13 protein-coding genes and 1 tRNA gene are annotated in these 17,297 nt (G+C 29.3%); 5 read left to right on the forward strand and 9 right to left on the reverse strand.

Features of this window, described 5'->3' with window-relative positions; all coding sequences use genetic code 11:
* Positions 1-471 precede the first annotated feature (471 nt).
* From DTL3_RS08235 to DTL3_RS08260, 6 genes are all read right to left on the reverse strand, one after another.
* Entirely contained in the window at positions 472-4,059 is a 3,588-nt protein-coding gene (locus DTL3_RS08235; protein WP_045088294.1) for an Eco57I restriction-modification methylase domain-containing protein, read from the reverse strand.
* On the reverse strand, positions 4,049-7,714 hold the full coding sequence (locus DTL3_RS08240; RefSeq protein WP_045088295.1) for a helicase-related protein: 3,666 nt from the start codon (positions 7,712-7,714) through the stop codon (positions 4,049-4,051). The genes DTL3_RS08235 and DTL3_RS08240 overlap by 11 nt, the downstream gene beginning before the upstream one ends.
* Before the next feature lie 186 nt (positions 7,715-7,900).
* Complete coding sequence (gene mcrC, locus DTL3_RS08245) at positions 7,901-8,935, reverse strand: 5-methylcytosine-specific restriction endonuclease system specificity protein McrC (RefSeq protein WP_045088296.1); 1,035 nt, start codon at positions 8,933-8,935, stop codon at positions 7,901-7,903.
* A complete protein-coding gene (locus tag DTL3_RS08250) occupies positions 8,935-10,584 on the reverse strand; it encodes an AAA family ATPase (RefSeq protein WP_045088729.1) in 1,650 nt (549 codons plus the stop codon). The genes mcrC and DTL3_RS08250 overlap by 1 nt, the downstream gene beginning before the upstream one ends.
* A 69-nt stretch (positions 10,585-10,653) precedes the next feature.
* Positions 10,654-12,219: a dynamin family protein gene (locus DTL3_RS08255; RefSeq protein WP_045088297.1), complete on the reverse strand. Its 1,566-nt coding sequence runs from the start codon at positions 12,217-12,219 to the stop codon at positions 10,654-10,656.
* 125 nt (positions 12,220-12,344) lie between these two features.
* Positions 12,345-12,421, reverse strand: a tRNA-Ile gene (locus DTL3_RS08260).
* Between the two features lie 81 nt (positions 12,422-12,502).
* Here DTL3_RS08260 and DTL3_RS09650 point away from each other — a divergent pair.
* Positions 12,503-12,676 carry a hypothetical protein gene (locus DTL3_RS09650; protein WP_171820604.1) on the forward strand — a complete coding sequence of 58 codons (174 nt, stop codon included), beginning with the start codon at positions 12,503-12,505 and terminating at the stop codon, positions 12,674-12,676.
* A gap of 280 nt (positions 12,677-12,956) precedes the next feature.
* Here the strand turns inward: DTL3_RS09650 and DTL3_RS09655 are convergent, their stop codons facing one another.
* Together DTL3_RS09655 and DTL3_RS08265 are read right to left on the reverse strand one after the other, a co-directional pair.
* On the reverse strand, positions 12,957-13,172 hold the full coding sequence (locus tag DTL3_RS09655; protein ID WP_171820605.1) for a hypothetical protein: 216 nt from the start codon (positions 13,170-13,172) through the stop codon (positions 12,957-12,959).
* An 88-nt stretch (positions 13,173-13,260) separates the two neighbouring features.
* The gene (locus DTL3_RS08265; RefSeq protein WP_045088298.1) at positions 13,261-13,497 is read right to left on the reverse strand and encodes a hypothetical protein; all 237 of its coding nucleotides are present in this window, start codon (positions 13,495-13,497) and stop codon (positions 13,261-13,263) included.
* A 158-nt stretch (positions 13,498-13,655) separates the two neighbouring features.
* Here DTL3_RS08265 and DTL3_RS08270 point away from each other — a divergent pair, with 158 nt between their 5' ends.
* Positions 13,656-14,168 carry a helix-turn-helix domain-containing protein gene (locus DTL3_RS08270; RefSeq protein WP_045088299.1) on the forward strand — a complete coding sequence of 171 codons (513 nt, stop codon included), beginning with the start codon at positions 13,656-13,658 and terminating at the stop codon, positions 14,166-14,168.
* Between the two features lie 62 nt (positions 14,169-14,230).
* Here the strand turns inward: DTL3_RS08270 and DTL3_RS09660 are convergent, their stop codons facing one another.
* The gene (locus DTL3_RS09660; protein WP_171820606.1) at positions 14,231-14,677 is read right to left on the reverse strand and encodes a hypothetical protein; all 447 of its coding nucleotides are present in this window, start codon (positions 14,675-14,677) and stop codon (positions 14,231-14,233) included.
* A 293-nt stretch (positions 14,678-14,970) separates the two neighbouring features.
* Between DTL3_RS09660 and DTL3_RS09555 the strand changes: the two genes are divergently transcribed.
* From DTL3_RS09555 to DTL3_RS08285, 3 genes are all read left to right on the forward strand, one after another.
* Complete coding sequence (locus DTL3_RS09555; protein WP_171820607.1) at positions 14,971-15,135, forward strand: hypothetical protein; 165 nt, start codon at positions 14,971-14,973, stop codon at positions 15,133-15,135.
* 102 nt (positions 15,136-15,237) lie between these two features.
* Positions 15,238-16,326, forward strand: a complete 1,089-nt coding sequence (locus tag DTL3_RS08280; RefSeq protein WP_052670449.1) for a ComEC/Rec2 family competence protein — start codon at positions 15,238-15,240, stop codon at positions 16,324-16,326.
* Positions 16,327-16,335: 9 nt separating this feature from the next.
* Positions 16,336-16,560: a DUF3006 domain-containing protein gene (locus tag DTL3_RS08285; protein ID WP_407919241.1), complete on the forward strand. Its 225-nt coding sequence runs from the start codon at positions 16,336-16,338 to the stop codon at positions 16,558-16,560.
* Positions 16,561-17,297 lie beyond the last annotated feature (737 nt).

A 17,297-nucleotide genomic window follows, 5' to 3' on the forward strand; every position in this document is an offset into this window, starting at 1 on the left:
TGAAAGTTATTTTAGTTTTTATATTTTTTGTTTGTTGTGTGTTAATTTTCTCATTATTTATTACGGAAAATAAGGATGTAAGCTATGCTGGACATCTATAACAAGATATCTTAAATACCTTTGATGGTTATGAAATCCTTTACTTTTATATCCTCAAGCTTCATATATTTTCTACAGAATCATCAAACCAGTTATTAGAAACTTGTACATTGAATCTATAAGACCTCTAATATTTGCGATTGATCAGACAAAAAATCTTTGTAAATCAGGAAATGCAATGTTTCTAGTTCAATGTCATTTAGTAGGTTCACTAACCAATATGTTTTTGGATTAGAAACCACAGCTTTACCTATATAATCAACTTTCTGTAAATAATAAGATTTTTAACTAAATATTAATTTTACAAACTACAGCTTAAATCGCTTATGGATTACCACTCATCCCTAAGATTGGAGATAACTTATTTCGTCTTTAAGTACTTCCTTCCTCAATAATTTTTACCCAATCATGAGATTTTATTTTTTTGATCAATCCATCAATTTTTTCGTCTTTGCTTATTTTTTCATAAGTTTCGATTATTGCTTTGAGATTCTCTTTTTCTAAATTTTGTAGTTCTATTTTTTCGTCTGTAGTTAGCTGTTCTTCGAATTGATTTTTCCAATAAAGTTCAGACCATCTGTCATAATTTATAGGCTTTAAATATTTATAAACTTCATTAAGTAGTCGTTCTTTTGGTTGAGGATATAATCCTTCTTCTGCAAATTTTTCTTTGAAATATAGTTCATAAACAAGAGAGTCAGCAATTTGCCTATCAAAAAAATTTATTATATTCTTAAATTCTGTCCTTCTTTCTTCTATTGCATTTAGAAAAAGAAGATAATCAACGATGGCTTCATAGATTTTAGGATTTTTTGAAAAACGTACTGGCACTTTTTCTATATATTGTTTTGTATGTCTGAATCCACTAGATAAGAATTGTGATATAGAAGAAAAAGTAAATTCAATTAATCTTGAGTTTAGAATCAAGACTAAAGATTTTGACATATTGCTCATCAAATAAGCACTATTTAACAAATAAAATACCCCCAAACTATCCCAATAATACAAAGATTCTACAGAAATCTCTTGCCAAACAACTTTGGGTTTTTCAAATTCAGGATAATAATCACAAGCCCTTAATTCCCACCAATAATCTCCTTGATCATCTCTTTTTAACAAACCTTTTCCACTAGTTTTTAAATTTTTAAATTTACTTAAATGCGAATATATAGATGGATAATTATTTTTAAAAATTTCTTCCGCTTCATCTATAGGCAGCATTTGCCCATTTGATAGCTTTTTTGTCAAACCTTTAGGTATCGCAATAATCCATTTTTTATCCCACTCTAAATAATATCTTCCAATATTAGCCCCCCTAAGTACTGGCTTTATCAACTCAGAGCTCTTTGAATCTTCCTCTATCAAGTTTTTCTTTATTTCATCATTTATAATAAATGCATCATTAAACCCGGTTGTAATTCCACGATAAATTAATATCTCTAAACTCTTTAAAGGTTTTCCTACTTTTTCTACCCATTTTTCAATTTCTTCAGCATCTTTATTAACAAAATTCCAGATATTATCTTTCAGGTTATCTTGTTTAACGTAATATCCTCCTTTTTCTATCTCATCTATACTTAAAGCATGATTATAAAAAATAAGATTTTCTTTATTTGGTTTGGCTTTTCTAATGATATAGACTAACGTATCAACATTGGCACCCATAAAAACTTTAACTCCATTAAAGTCTATGATTTTTTTAATTTCACAATTTTCTTTCAAAAATTTTCTTATCTTTTCCCCATATTTTGTTCTAAGCCATTTATTAGTAATAATAAAAGAATGATAACCATCTTTTCTTACTAATTGGAGGCTTCTTAAAACAAAAAATAATGAAATATCAAAAGTATTATCAAAAGGAACAAATATTTTTGACAATATATACTTATAATCTACGCCTTTAGTAATATTATTTATCTCTTCCTGTCTTATATACGGAGGATTACCTATTACGACATCAAACCCTGCTTTTTTTAAAAAAACCTCTGGAAATTCAAATATCCAATGAAAAGTTTTTATCTCTTTTAATTTTTGTGGTGTTACCTTATATTCTTTAGCAAATATTTCATCAAGTTTTTGATTAAACAAATTAGTTATTTCTCTTAATAGATTATTTAAAGGGATTGCATACTCTGAGTTTAAAGAAACTATAAGTATGGTGGTTAATTTTTCTTTTACTTTAAGAACATTTTTAAAATCTTCTAAATTAATTTTATCTTTTGATAATATTTTATTCAAATTCTTAATTTCTTGTATTAGATTTCCATTAATAGACAAGAATTTAGTAGTTTTTTCTAAATAATCTTGCAAATCTGACATCAATTCAATTTCTTCAGAAATATATTTTCTCTGGCTTTCTTGCAAATTAATATCAAATAATACAAGCTGTGGGTTACCTTTTTTTTTCTCTTCTTTATTAAAATCTACATAACCAATGAGTGAATTTCCTTCTCGTAAATTAAAATGAACATTAGGAAATCGAATAAAAATTCCATTCTCTTTTTCTATCCTAAAATGTTTTGCAAGAGTTAAAAACATTCTTGCTTTTGCAACTTTAATTGCAGTTGGATTTATATCAACACCATAAATATTTTTTGAAAGAATTATGAAAAATTTAACTAAAAGTTTAAATTTATCCTCTCCTTGAATTTCTAACAAGTTTATAGTTATTATTTTGCCTTTTTCGTCTGTAGATACAATGTTAAGTCCTTTCTTAATATTAAGATCTTTCGCTTTATTCCATATCTTTTCGTATATATTAACCAATACGTTTATCGCACTTTCAAGAAAGTGTCCTGAACCAACCGCAGGATCAAGTATTTTTATTTCTTTTAGATGTTCAAACAATTCCACTAAAACTTCTTCATCTCCAGAATCTACAATATCGTCTATCGATTTATAATTTGTATTAAATTTTTCTTTCATTTGATCGACAAGAAATTGTTCGATAGAGTTTTTACATATATAAGAAGTTATTTCCTCAGGGGTATAATAAGCACCTTGTTTTTTTCTTTCCTCACCAGTAATTAGCTTTTCATATATTGCACCAAGAACAAATTCATCAATATTTCCTTCTGTCCAATCTCTACTTTCAAAAAGATTTAATAGAGGAATATCAAAACTAATTTTTTTAGGGTCTTGACTTATTAGTTTATCTGTCAGTTCATTTTTATAAAAGCATTCGTCTGGAATAGATACTGCTTCGCTATATTCTTCTCCATTTAAAAAAGCAGCAGGTCCGATAACAACTATTTTCCCAATATTCTGGTCTTCAATATATTGTTTGCTTTCTTCGTTACTCATTTTGTCAAAGAGATAATTGAGAAAATCATAATAATTTTTAAATTCGTTAAAAAGTTTTTTTTGAGTCAGTTCGTTAAATTTAGTGATAAAATATTTTGCATCCTTGTTGAAAAAACCTCTTTCCTGTAAATACCAAAGTGTGAGCATTTGCATCATGAAGTTATCGACAAATTCTTTTCTCTTTTCTTCTTCTGATATTCCCAAAACATTTTTGAGCAAAAATTCTCTAGAATTTTTGTATAGTATATAAAACTCTTCTATCACATCAGTCCTATCGAACAGATCATTAAAACTATCTTCACTAGGTTCTTTTATTGAATTTTTAAGCTTCTTTAAAAACAAGTTATTAATTTTGTTAATTGTTTTAAGAATGTATTTGTTTTTTCTGAAATCCTTTATAAGTAGTAGCTCTTCATAAATTATGATTCCTATTCGGGGAGTATATCCACCAGCAGACGTTTTATACTGAGTTTTAAAGTAAGCAAACTTGCTTTTGTTTTTCACTTCAGCAAATAAAAATCCTTCAAATAAGGCAATGTGCTCATCACAATACTCTGGTACCACGTATAGAGCATAAGTTTTACCATCTATGAGTATTTCTTTCGTTTGGTATTTATCGAGTTCTTTTTGTATAGTTTCTTTTAATTTAGATTTCATAAAACCACCCCAAATGATTTACTGTGATTTTTAATGATTCAACTTCTGTTAATCCTTGGTTCTTGAAAAAACTGTAAAGATTTTCTACGGTACTTTTATAATCTTTTATAATTATTGTATCTTTATTCACTTCAATAAACTCATTTTCAGCAAGAATTTTTTTGATTTCTTTTGTATATAAATAATAAGGAATATTTTTAAGAGTATTCATAACCACATAAAACTCACTTTCAATGTCTTTTGCCTTTTCCCTTTCAACGAGTAAAGCATTAAATAAATTGTTAAGAAAACCTTTTTGTTCTTGGTTAGAACTTTTATTCAATATTTCTGTGATCTTTTCTGTTTCTTCTTTCATAGATTTTAAATTTTCTATTGCTTTGTCAATTTTTTGTGATTGAACTTTTCTGTGCGTTAACAAATTGATGAATTCAAGAGGCGTTTTATATTCTATTTTCCCATTTTCTGATATACACATAACTTTTTTCATTATTTTATATTTTCCTCGATAAAACTCGTATATACTCACAACTTTATTATTTCCTTCTATATAGGAATAATAAGGGCCATCATTCATTTTCGAAACTTCAATGAAGTCTTGTTCTTTATAGGCAAAGTCATATTGTATAAGATTTAATAGTTTATATTCGTCAATTTGTTCTTTTGGCATACCTTCTGGAATAAATTCTTTGAAGTCCTGAGATATACCATATTCTTCAAGTTCGGATACTGTTTTACTAGAAATATCTTTTATACGCTCGCCAAATGTTTCTATACTTATTTCTTCATCAGGAGATAATATTTTTACATCTTTTCCCACAACCAATGTAATATCTTGAATTTTTTGTTTAAGTTTTTGAAGAACACCAACAATTACCTCTATTTCATCAGAAGGAACATAATTAATAACATCAATATCTTTCTCGTTACCTATTCTATTCACTCTACCTACTCTCTGAACAATAGTCATTGGATTCCAAGGTAAGTCATAGTTTACAACCGCATTAGCATCCTGAAGATTTACACCTTCACTTAAAGCATCGGTGGAAATAAGAATTTCAATCTCACCGTATTTTTTAACTTCTTCCCATCCATCATTAGCTCGAGGGGAAAATCTCTTCATATAATTAATTTTTGTAGCAATATCAGTATCTCCAGTTACAAGAGCCACTTTAATTTTGTCTTTATCCTTTAGCCACGAATGAAGGTCTAATTCTTGCTCTATCCAGTCTATTAAATTGGTATAAATATAATAAGCAGTATCTTTGTATTGTGTAAAAATTAAGATTTTCTTTCGATTTAACGAAGGTATATTCTCTAACTCTAGAGATTTAAAGAAAGGATTAGCAATCATTTGTTTTAGAGATTCTAATTTAGGTTCATTTTTATATGAATAAATAGGTATTTTTGTTATATCTTCGCTTTCTTTCGGAACGTATCCCACAGTCTTATATTGACCTTTGGTGTTTAATTCCTTTAATTTATCCAGCTCGTTGAAGATGCAATCCATTAACTTTAGATCGTTCCATAAATTTCGTAAAACCTTTCCTAATCCAAGCTGTAATAATTCTATTTCTGAATATTGTTTCCCAGGAATTTCCTCTTCTTTAGCATATTCTAAAAGCAATTTTTCCACTCTATCAAACCATGTTTCTTCTCTTTCTTCTTCTATGCTATATTCTTCTTCGATTTCGTCTAGTTCTTTATCAATCCTTGCTTTTTCAACGGCCTTTTTGATCAAGTTTACCAATTCTTTTTTAGTAGAGAAAATCTCTTTAGAATTAAAACATTCATAGATTATCTTTTCTTTTTCGTAGAGCCTTCTAAGTGTGGTTTCAAAAGAATATATTCCACTTTCCAATCTTTTTCCCAGTATAAGTTTAAATAAATCAGCAACCTCTATTAACCTTTTTATAGATTCTTCTCCTTCTACGGCCTCTTCTTCAAAAACAACAAATCTTGTCCCATATAGTTTTGTGTGTTCGAACAATATTTTATCTAAATTGTTACTTACAGTCTCGATGAAAGTTTTATATTCTTTTGTATAAAATGAATAATAATTTAGAGTGTATGGTTTGGGATCATGAAATGTAATATTTTTATCATCAATTTTAAGGTCTTGAAGTTGTTCCGTGATATATTTTCTTGTTCTTAGTATCATGATCTCATCAAGAACATTTTGTTTAATTTCTGTAGCTATTTTTTTCAATTCCTTTTTAATATCATCGCCGTTTTCTTTTTGCAGCCTTCTTTTTAGGTTTTTGTATTCTTTCATTAAGTTATTTATTGGTATTCCTTTTACATAAAAAGGTGTAAAAGCGTCATCTGTAAATATTCGAATCAAATTATATATGTCATTTATAGAGTTATTTAGAGGCGTTGCTGTGAGAAGCAAAAATTTATTAGCAAAGCCATCTTCTTTTTTTTGTAGTTTTCTGGCGTTTTTCCATCTGTTTGTGCTACTATTTCTATACTTGTGTGCTTCATCAATTACATAAAAATCATATTCTTTTGCAATCTTTTTTAATTCTTCTTCTGTCAAATTTTGGAATATTCCTAAAGATAAAAAAGCCAAATTTCCTAAATGTTTTTGTTCTTGAGGATTATGTATTGAGTAAACTTTGAAATTATGTTCTTCTTTTTTTACTTCAGTAATTTTGTCTGTCAAGAAATAGGACGATTTAATAAGTAACTCTTCCCATTGACTAATTATAGAAGGCGGCAAAATTAACATTATTGAAGAGGTTTTACCTTTAGGTACCCAATTTGGGTGTCTCCCTTCTAGCAATTCTTCAATAATTGCTGCAGCGATGAAACTTTTCCCCAGTCCTACTGAATCAGCAAGGATAACTCCGTTATAAAAATTTATTTTTTCAATAGCATTTACCACACCTACCAATTGAAATTCCATAAGAACATCTTTCTTATATAAGTTTAAAACTCTTCCATCAAACCATTTATATACAAGATATTTGAATAATGTTTGAGGGTCTACCATCTTTCCAATTTTTGGATAAGGGCTGTTTGGTAATACTCCTGATAAATCAATAACTTTAAGTAAGTCTTCTCTAAATTCAATCGATTCCTCCCAAAGGGAATCAAACCAATTGTTAAGATAATTAACTTCATCTCGTGAAGTTAACAATACATTTAATTCTTTATTCCTAGTAATTCCTACAGAAGTAAAATTAGAAGAACCAACTGCAGCCAAACCTGATGAACCATAAGGTTCTTTTGGATTTGTAAGAAATAAATACAATTTTGCATGCAATCTTGATTTGTCATAAAGTTTTACTTTTATTATGTTATTAGACACAAAATCCCTTAATGTCTTCAATTGAGACACTTCTTCATCACTAAGCTGCTCGCTCTGCAAATCTTCTATCATCCTTTGTTTGAAAATTTCACGTAAGTTATATCCCTCTACTAGTTCTTCTTTTGTAGGGTAAGTTGTTTCATTTCCCATTACAATTTTTAGAAAAGGCCTATTTTCATAATCCTTTGGAAAGTCGTCCTTCACTAAATTAAATCCACTTAAGAAAAAATATCCAATGGCAAATTTAGCTTCTTTAGACTTTTTTAGCTGATCTTTTATAACTCTAACTAGCTCTCTCCCTTGACTATTATCTATTATATTAGGAGCAATTTCTCTGTTCATATTTCTATATCCTTTCTTAAGTATTAGTTAATAGACTTAACAAAAGTTGTCATCTTTATTATTATACACTTTTTTATCATTATAACCAATCCATTTCTTGCTCCTCCAATAACATTTCAAACAAACTTATAAACTTAATATTTAAAACAGTTATGATTTCTCAACGTTATATGTTCGCAAGATTTTCTAAAGTTTTAATTCCTCGACTATTTCATTTAATTGTTTTTCTATATCGGAGAAATCTGTATTTAAATCTAAAGTCTTGACGCTTATTCGATTACCTCCAATGATGTAATCTTTATTTAAATCAATACTTTCATCAGTTTTGGCATACAATAATAGGGCACTTACGTTTCCTGAATTTGTTTTATCTACATTTTTTACGTAAGTGAAAATTTGATACATATTATGTGAATGAATTGTCTTGGTATTGTATAACCTATTTATTTGCATAGTTTTAGAATAGTATTTTGTATCAATAATTAAAATTTTATTTTTACTTGTAAGTGTGATATCAGTTTTCATCTGAGGTAAAAATTCTGTGTCACCATTATCTGTGTGCCACTTGATAATGGTGGAACTGGGATAAAGTTCTGGATAATGTTTACGGTAATAATTGAGTACAAATTTCTCAAAAAGTCTGCTCATGCGCTGATCGTCTAAATATTTTGCCAACTTTTTGGTTCCTTTTTCTTCTGTCATCAGTAATCCATTGATAATTAAATAACAGATGTTCAGTAGCATTTCGTATGTTGCATTGTTTCTGTGATAAGTTAAACGTGACCACTGTATTTTGTAAGGATCTATTTCATCTATTCTGTTAAAGTAAGGAATCAGTATTTTTAAAGATTGCTTTTGTTTTGTTTCAACATCAGGATTTCGAATCAACAAGTTCATGGTTGTTTTTAAAATCTGATTCAGATAAGTGTTTTCTGTAAACTCATCATAGACACAAACCATTTTTGAGCGTAACATTGTTTGCTGTTTAATAGAAGAAGAGACATCAATTTTTCCTCTTAGAAAACTTGTCTCTTCATTTCTAATTTCATAATCCTTTATAATGCCTTTTTTAACTTGTTCAGCAACCCCTAAAGCCAAAATCGCAGCAAATAAATCTGCCGTATTTTCAAACTTTTCATCTTTAAGTTTTTCATATGATTCTTTTTTCAAGACTTCAAAAGCATAACACAACATGTAGTAAATATTTTGAATCTTAATCATTATTTAATTACACCTTTTAATTCTTTTATCCAATCATTTAATTTATCTTGATTATCGTACCAATATTCTTTTAAAAGGGGTATTATTTCATATTCAACGATATTTTCTAACCATTCATTTGGTACAGATCCGCCATTAGGACAAAAGTAGCTATGACCAATTTGAAATCCTTCTCCTAATGAATCATCCCTACTGATTTCTTTATTTAGATCCTTGATTGTATTAATGAGAGCTTTAAATTTAGGATTGCTGTTTTTTTCTATAACATTAGTTTCAAACTTTTCTGATTCGAAAGCAGGTTTAAGATCAAAAAATGAAAATCTTCTTCTTAATGCGTAATCAATTATTGCAATGCTTCTGTCTGCTGTATTCATCGTTCCTATTATATACAAATTTTCAGGAACGGTAAATAATTCATCCGTATAAAGTAATTTAATCTCTTCTCCTCTTTTATCTTTTTCTATGAGCATAAGTAATTCTCCAAAAATCTTGCTTATATTACCTCTATTTATTTCATCGATTATGAAAAAGTATTTTCTGTTAGGATCGTTACTAGCTTTTTTACAGAATTCATAAAAAGGTCCTGTTTTAAGTTCAAAACCGTCTTCTTTTGGGCGATAGCCTAAGATAAAATCTTCGTAACTGTAGCTTTGATGAAATTGAATCATTGTTACTCTTTCAGTATCCCTTTCTCCAATAATAGAATAAGCAAGTCTTTTTGCAACGAAAGTTTTCCCAACACCTGGTGGACCTTGTAAAATGAGATTTTTTTTCATTGTTAATAAATTTACAAGAGTATTGTATTGCTTTTCATTCATAAAAACTTCTTCAAGAAAGTCTTCTTTTGTATATTTTTCATATTTACTTTCTTTATATTTTTCGTCATGTTCTTGTACAGTTTTTTTCAAGGCTAATTCTTCGTCCTTATTTATGTTTGTTTTCTTTTTTTTATTTTTCCACAATTTCAATGCTTCATATGACAACTCTGGAAAACTGTGATGAGGATTATCAGGATTTTTAAACATTTCTTTGCATACATCTATTATATCTAAGTAAATATTTCCATTAGGGGGATTCTTCAAGTTTGAAATATTTAAGATATTATCACGATAAAGCGAATCTTCTTTTAATAAATATTCTCTGTTTGGCTCGTCAAGGTTTAAATATGAATATGGTCTGATCCAATATAGTACAATAGTTATGTTCCATTTTATGCCATATTGTGCGCTTACCTTGTCAAAATTTCTAATGAAGGTTATTTTATTTATTTCAGAAGGATTATCAGCGTAGTTAATAGCGGCTTCAAATAAATCCCAAAGGTTAGAAATGTCATCTTCTTTTCTTTGACTTTTCTTTGGGAAAAATCTTGTGAATATAGGGGGTACAAAAGTAACGCCCTCGAATTCAGAAGGAACAATCTCATCAATTTCAAAAATTTCTTTGATATTTTTTAAAATAGTTATACGGTTATTCATTTTAATTTGTCTGTTAAAAGCTGAAAAAACGGTAAAAGGACAAATGTCATCAAAAAGTTCTCCATTTTCCATAAAAGGATTTTTTAAATTAGATTTATCAAAAACTTTATCAATCAATTTTATAAGATTTGTTCTGTCATTTTTATATTCTAACAATTTATCAGCAAACTTCATATAAAAATTTGTCCATTCAAAAGACGGAGTCTTCGCATTTTCAGAAATTTTAATCACCTTCCTCAATTTTTATAATTTTATTGCCTGCTCGATGTTTTCTAATTGCTTCATATAACTGTCTAGTGTTCTTTTTATTTCTTGATATTTTTCTAAGTTATCTATCTTATTTTGAATGTCTTCATGGCTTTCTAACATTTTTGTCTTTGTTTTTGTGTTCATGTCTTTTAAAAAATTGTCGATCAAAACATTCAACAAGTTTTTAATTTTTTCTTCTTGGAGCGAAATTTCTTCTTCAATTGATTTTGTGATTGATCTTGTTAAGTAGATTCTATTAAACAAGGTTTTGTTTTTAAATTTAATAGATTTAAACGCATCATCCAATACTTTATGCAATTCTCTTTGAATCAAGCGTTCAAAGTCTTCAAAATATCTTTCTATGTCTGTTTGCAGTTGTATCTTTAAATAAGGTTCATCTTTTACTTTTTGAGCGATTTCTTCTTTAGAAAACATTTTTTCAATTCTTTTGTTTTGTTCCTTTAAAATATCATTGAGGTTCCTGTTTACTATGTCTTTAAACATATCGTTAGTGTCTTTTCTGAATTGTATTAATTCTGCTTCAACTAAATCTTTCACTTTGCTTTGAGTTTTATACAAACTTATAACTTTATCTTTCAATGTTTTCATTTTCATAGAATAATAACTTATAATAGAATCTCTGATAGTAATTTCTATGTTTTCTTTTAAAAACATGTAATTGTCTTCTAGAAACATATTGAGTGTTTCATAATATTTTCTATAATCTTCAATTGTATTTATTTCTTTTTCTAAGATACTTTCATTGTTGGTTATAGAATCACGAAGTTTGTTGATTATCGTTTTTAACTTCATGCTTTTCTTTTCATGGCTTCCGATTTCTTTAAAAATATATTCTCTAACTTCTTCAAACCCACTTCCTTCTTGAGATTCCATTTCTAAAGCCGCAGATGTTACAAAAATCTTGGGATCTTTAATTCCAATCTCATTACATTTAGCAATTAATTCTTTCTTTGATGTTTGGATTTCTTCTTCTTTTGCTCTGTCTTTTTGTTGGAGAATAAAGATAATGTCTTTTTTGAATTGATGAACAATTTTTTTGATCAATTCCCAATCACTTTTTGTATATATGTTTTTTGCTTCAAAGACAAACATAACTAAATTGCAGTTTTCTAAGAAGTCATATGTAATTTTTTCGTGTTTTTCCATAATAGAATCTGTTCCAGGTGTATCTATTATTTCTATTCCTTCTAAAGATTCAATATCTTTGTAGATTATTACTACATCGTTTTCTATTTCAGGCTCTTTATTACCTTTTCTTGCTATTGTAATTTTGGAAGTCTCTACTGCAGCACCTGATTTAAATATCTCTTCTTCACCTATTTTGACTCCTAGTAAGGCATTCAAAAAGCTACTTTTACCAGATTTTACTTTTCCAATTGCTACAAAATTAAAAGGAGTTTCAAACTCTTTTTTTATTTCAGCAATTTTATCACTGTCCAAAATAGGGTTTTTATAAACTAGATCAAGATACTCATTTAATATCTTATTTAGCTGGGCTTCTTCTTTCTTAAATTTATTACTTACTAACGGAGTTTTCATTTCGCACCCCCATTTATTGTTACTTCACTTGCTTTTAATATATTATAGCCCAATTGAAAAAAATATGCAAAAATAGTAAAATATAGATAGTAAAAAATAAAAGCCGAAGAAACTTCGGCTTTTATTGGTGGGCTCGGGTGGATTCGAACCACCGACCACCCGGTTATGAGCCGGAAGCTCTAACCAACTGAGCTACGAGCCCTAATACGTACATAATTATAACATCAATTAATTATTTTGTCAATACTTTTTATAATAATACAAAAATAGAGGAGAATGTAAAATGAGTGAAGGGTTAAAATTACAGAACTCACAAGAAGATCCAATTAAAATATTGATTGATAAATATCCTAAAATCATAATAATAAAGGCAGTTTTTAATCTTCTAGACACACAAGAAAACATCAATTTAGAAAATTTAGAAAATGAAATAATTAGATTACTTACAAAAAAATAAATGGACCTTTTAAGGCCCATTTATTTTTTATAATTTTTAACTACCCACTTTAGAAATGACAAAAAATTTAGGATAAAAAAGTGTAAAAGAAGTAAATAAAAAGAAAAAGTATCAAAATAAATGGTTAGAATCAAAAAAGTTCTTTGAAAATTACAAAAAAGATGAAGAAAAGGTAAAAATTAAAAGAAGAAGATAATTTTGACAGAAAAACAGGAATAAAAACGATACAGTTAATGAATAACTGTCTATTTGAAAGAATTAAATTAAATGAGAGTATCAATTACAAGCAAGCTGTTTCATACATTAATGTTTTAGGTGAACCAAGCAAATCGTCTCTACCCATATTATGAGCTAAGAAAGCTGAAGCAATAAGATAAAGGTTAGAAAGATTACACTCAACTTCAACAGCATTGATAAATCTCAAAGAAGTAGAATTAGTCATATCAGCCAACAAATTAAAACCATGAAGATTCAAAAGATCGATGGTCTTATGCAACAAAGGAAAAGCATAATTCTTATCGTGATGGCTAGCAGGAGAAACTAAGGTAAAAACAGGTACATTAAAAAAAGAAAGCGTATGAGCTTTAAAAATAAATCAATTCTCTAGTATTAAACCCTTTAACCTTTTGAACGAACAAAGCTTTAAGGATAGACTGATTAGAATAACCGAGTCTACTGCGCTTATGGTTAAAATTAGGGACAACAGACCAATCGATAACATTTATTAAATCGAGAAGATATTTAGATTCAGAATGTACATTAAGATATTGATCATAAACGAAATCGAAATAAAGTTGAGAAGCATTAGAGTAGTAAGACATTTGTAAAACCTCCTTACGATTTAGTGAATTAATAATGTCAAAGAGATTATATCGTAAGGAGGTAAATGCCAACAACAGGAAGGATTAAACATACGTTAAATTGTTCGTTTTAGAGTTTCTAAAGTGAGTATTGAGTTATGAAAGGAGGTGCACGCGATATGGATCAAATAAAAATCGGAAAATTCATAGCATCCTGTCGAAAGGAGCAGGGCATGACTCAGGCGGCTCTTGCAGAGAAGCTCGGAATCAGTGACCAGGCAGTATCGAAGTGGGAGAGTGGGAAGTCGATGCCTGATTTGGATAAAATTTCGGAGCTCTGTGGTTACCTTGGTATTGATGTAAATGAACTCCTGTCTGGTGAGAAGCTTACTATGGAGCAATATAAAGAACACGCTGAACGAAATCTAATAGAAACATTAAGCAGCAGCTCTTTTACTCTCAAGGAGAAAATTGAATTTTATAAAAAGAAATGGCTGAAAGAGCATATCGCATTTATGGTGATGCTCGCAGTTATAATTGTAGCTATGCTGGTTGCAGGAGTTATTATGAAAAATTCTGTGATTATTGCTATTGCGGTTGTTCTTTTTCCGGTGTTTCACGCGATAAGATATAACAGCATGATGATATACGTTGAGCGAAGTGTCTATGATGCAAGAGGAAATCAGCAATAAATAAGAGAGTAAGCTACCCCATAAACAAATTTGCCTATCAAGGGCAGCTTGCTCTTATTCTTCTATATCGACGCTGACGCCGGACTTGAATTCGACAGTGAACTTATTTTCGTAGACTTTGATGTTCTTGATGAGCTTTCTGACCAGTGCCACGTCGAACTCCGTGATATCGGTGTCCTGTCCGGCGATGAAGTCCTGTAGCTTCTTGATCTTGTGCATGGTTCCTTCCCTGCGGTGGCTGTCTTGTTCTGATTGTTCTTTCTGTTTTTGGAGTTGAGGAAGATCTCGTCAGCGATGTCATCGTAATCCTGCTTGTTGTTGGCCTTCTTTATAAGCTCCTGCTGGAGCTCCTCAAGCCTTGCCTGAATATCGTCTGGGGAGAGCGTATCGGTGATAACGATCGTCTTAGAAACGTTCTCCTGAAGATGGTACAGGAAGTCCTGTCTGCTTCGAAGGATCTGGTTAAATGCTTTGATGGTGACGCCTTCAAGAACGGTTTCGTTTACCATGCGGTTGGTACAGTTTATCTTTGCGGATGTAGGTTCCAAGAGGATGGAAGCCTAGAATTTTTAAATTATAGGAAAATCCTAAATGTAGTGTTTCTAGATTTAATTTCCAAATTATCTGAATACGTGGTAAAATAAAATTAATATTCAAATTTGGAATTGGGGTGCTTACTATAGAAAAGTAGAATATCACTTTTTTAGTAAGAACTATGATGGCAGGGCCTACAGCAATTTTTTCATATTTATTTGTACGACTTTTTGTGGTGAATTTTATTTCTTTTACATATCTAATATTCATGGATATATTGTTTACTTCAATAATACTTACACTAATTTCAATAGTAGTAGTATTCTATATAATCATTCCTCAAAAATCATTAGAAACGGCAATTACTTTTTCATCTATTGTTGCTATTTATAATTTACTTTATGTAGACAAATCAGATATATCTCGGCATTAAGAAATGACTGTGCTGCTAGCAAGATATTAAGTATATTGATATGCTTAGGCTTTATTATTTGGATGGGTGTAAAAACGGATAAAGTAGAAAGGAGAGATAAGAGTGAGGACTAAGAACATTTTTAGACATACCTTCATACTATTGATTTTTTTATTATCATTATCACTAATTTTAACAGGGTTTACAACTAGTACAACACAAACACCTGCACCTGAAAGTTTAGAAGTATATTATATTGATGTAGGACAGGGGGATAGCATATTTATAATATCTCCCACGGGAAAGACTATTTTAATTGATGGTGGTGAAAAGGATAGTGGTGTCACCGACTTTTTGGAATCAAAAAAGATAAAAACAATAGATGTAGTTATAGCTACCCATCCTCATTCAGATCATATTGGTGGACTTGTGGATGTAATTAAGAATTATGATGTTAAGTCGGTGTATATGCCAAAAGCAACTCACACAACTAAGATATTTGAAAACTTGATATTAGCTATTAAAGAAAAAGGATTAAAAATCAACCCTGTTTATGAAGGGGTTACTCTTCCTTTTGAAGATATTAATGCAGTTTTTGTAGCTCCCGAGAAAGATATTATAAATGATAACTTAAATGAATACAGTGCGGTATTGAAATTAACATATAAAGATACTTCCTTTTTATTTACGGGTGACGCAGAAAGTGGTTCTGAACAAAGGATGTTGTTTAGCAAACAAAATATTAAAGCTGATGTATTGAAAGCTGGTCATCATGGTTCTAAATATTCTACTTCTACAACATTTTTAGATGAGGTAAATCCTAAATATGTGATAATTAGTTGTGGCGCAGGTAATAAATATGGTTATCCCCATGATGAAACTATAAAGAAATTAACAGATAGAAAAATAAAAACATATAGAACCGATGAAGACGGTACTATCCATGCCATTTCAGATGGAAAGACTATAAAATTTGAAACTATCAAATCAGATAAAAAAACCGATGTTACTGTTAATAGTACTAAAACAACAACTACTGTAGGTAATAATACTAAATCAGAAGATAAAAAAGAAGAGGTTGTTTATATAACAAAGTCAGGTAAGAAATACCATAGAGCTGGTTGTAGATACTTGAAAAGTAGTCAAATAAAAATTAGTAAAGAAGAAGCTATAAAAAAAGGTTATACTCCTTGTTCAATATGTAATCCATAAAAGAGTGAGGTGACAATATTGAAACTAATAGTTGATAGATTTGAAGGTAATTATGCAGTATGTGAAAAAGAAGATGGAACTATAATGAATTTAGGGAAGGATAGATTACCCAAGGGGGTAAAAGAAGGAGATGTTTTAATACTAGAAGGAAAAAGTATTGTTATAGATAACAATGCTACACTGGAAAGAAAAAAATATATTGAAGAATTAATGAAAGATATGTGGGATGAGTAATATCTAATAAAGGACATGGGGAGGCACTGCCGGAGCTGTTGGGGAGCTTTAGGAACTGGTCTTGCTACTGCTCGCAGTAATAAACTTCTTAGAGAAAAAAATTTAAATCAGTTAAGTGAAGAGGATCTAGACTATATTTTACAAAACGACATAGATCTCAACACAATAACTAAGATATGTTGAAGCAAAATCAAAACAGCGTATTTGGGAACAAAAGAAATAATACAACAAATTAATACGTGGCTTATCCTAAACAACCTCTTAACTGAGGTTGTTTTTTTATTGATTTTGGTATACAAATGTTATCAGTGGGTAAAATAATATATGATTTATATATTCAAAATTGATAATTTGTAATTCGATGTATGTGGTGGGGAAAAATTTACCACCTCATATTTGTATAAACCGATAAGTGGTAAAAAATTACCCACCATAAAAACAGATTTAATTCTTTGTTTAGTTATTGGTGGTAAAAAATTTACCACTTGATTATTATATATATACATAAGTGGGGAAAAATTTACCACCTATATTATCTTGTACAGCACCAAAGTTTAAATCCCAGGAAAGTATAATATATATAGAGTGACACAACACATTATTTTTAAGGGGAGATAAATTAATGGAGATTAACACACGAGAATTTAAAAAGAGTATAGAACTAACCAATTCAGCGGTAGCTAAAAAACTACCAACCCTGTTTTTAAAGGTGTTAAATTAGTTGCAGAACAGAATAA

The organism is Defluviitoga tunisiensis, assembly GCF_000953715.1.
Classification (GTDB): domain Bacteria; phylum Thermotogota; class Thermotogae; order Petrotogales; family Petrotogaceae; genus Defluviitoga; species Defluviitoga tunisiensis.

Bases quoted from the DNA above. Each gene is read 5' to 3' on its own strand.
- DTL3_RS08235 (WP_045088294.1), bottom strand. From the start codon at position 4,059: ATGAAATCTAAATTAAAAGAAACTATACAAAAAGAACTCGATAAATAC.
- DTL3_RS09555 (WP_171820607.1), top strand. From the start codon at position 14,971: ATGGATATATTGTTTACTTCAATAATACTTACACTAATTTCAATAGTA.
- DTL3_RS08265 (WP_045088298.1), bottom strand. From the start codon at position 13,497: ATGTCTTACTACTCTAATGCTTCTCAACTTTATTTCGATTTCGTTTAT.
- DTL3_RS08250 (WP_045088729.1), bottom strand. From the start codon at position 10,584: ATGAAGTTTGCTGATAAATTGTTAGAATATAAAAATGACAGAACAAAT.
- DTL3_RS09650 (WP_171820604.1), top strand. From the start codon at position 12,503: ATGAGTGAAGGGTTAAAATTACAGAACTCACAAGAAGATCCAATTAAA.
- DTL3_RS09660 (WP_171820606.1), bottom strand. From the start codon at position 14,677: ATGGTAAACGAAACCGTTCTTGAAGGCGTCACCATCAAAGCATTTAAC.
- DTL3_RS08240 (WP_045088295.1), bottom strand. From the start codon at position 7,714: ATGAACAGAGAAATTGCTCCTAATATAATAGATAATAGTCAAGGGAGA.
- DTL3_RS08255 (WP_045088297.1), bottom strand. From the start codon at position 12,219: ATGAAAACTCCGTTAGTAAGTAATAAATTTAAGAAAGAAGAAGCCCAG.
- mcrC (WP_045088296.1), bottom strand. From the start codon at position 8,935: ATGATTAAGATTCAAAATATTTACTACATGTTGTGTTATGCTTTTGAA.
- DTL3_RS08270 (WP_045088299.1), top strand. From the start codon at position 13,656: ATGGATCAAATAAAAATCGGAAAATTCATAGCATCCTGTCGAAAGGAG.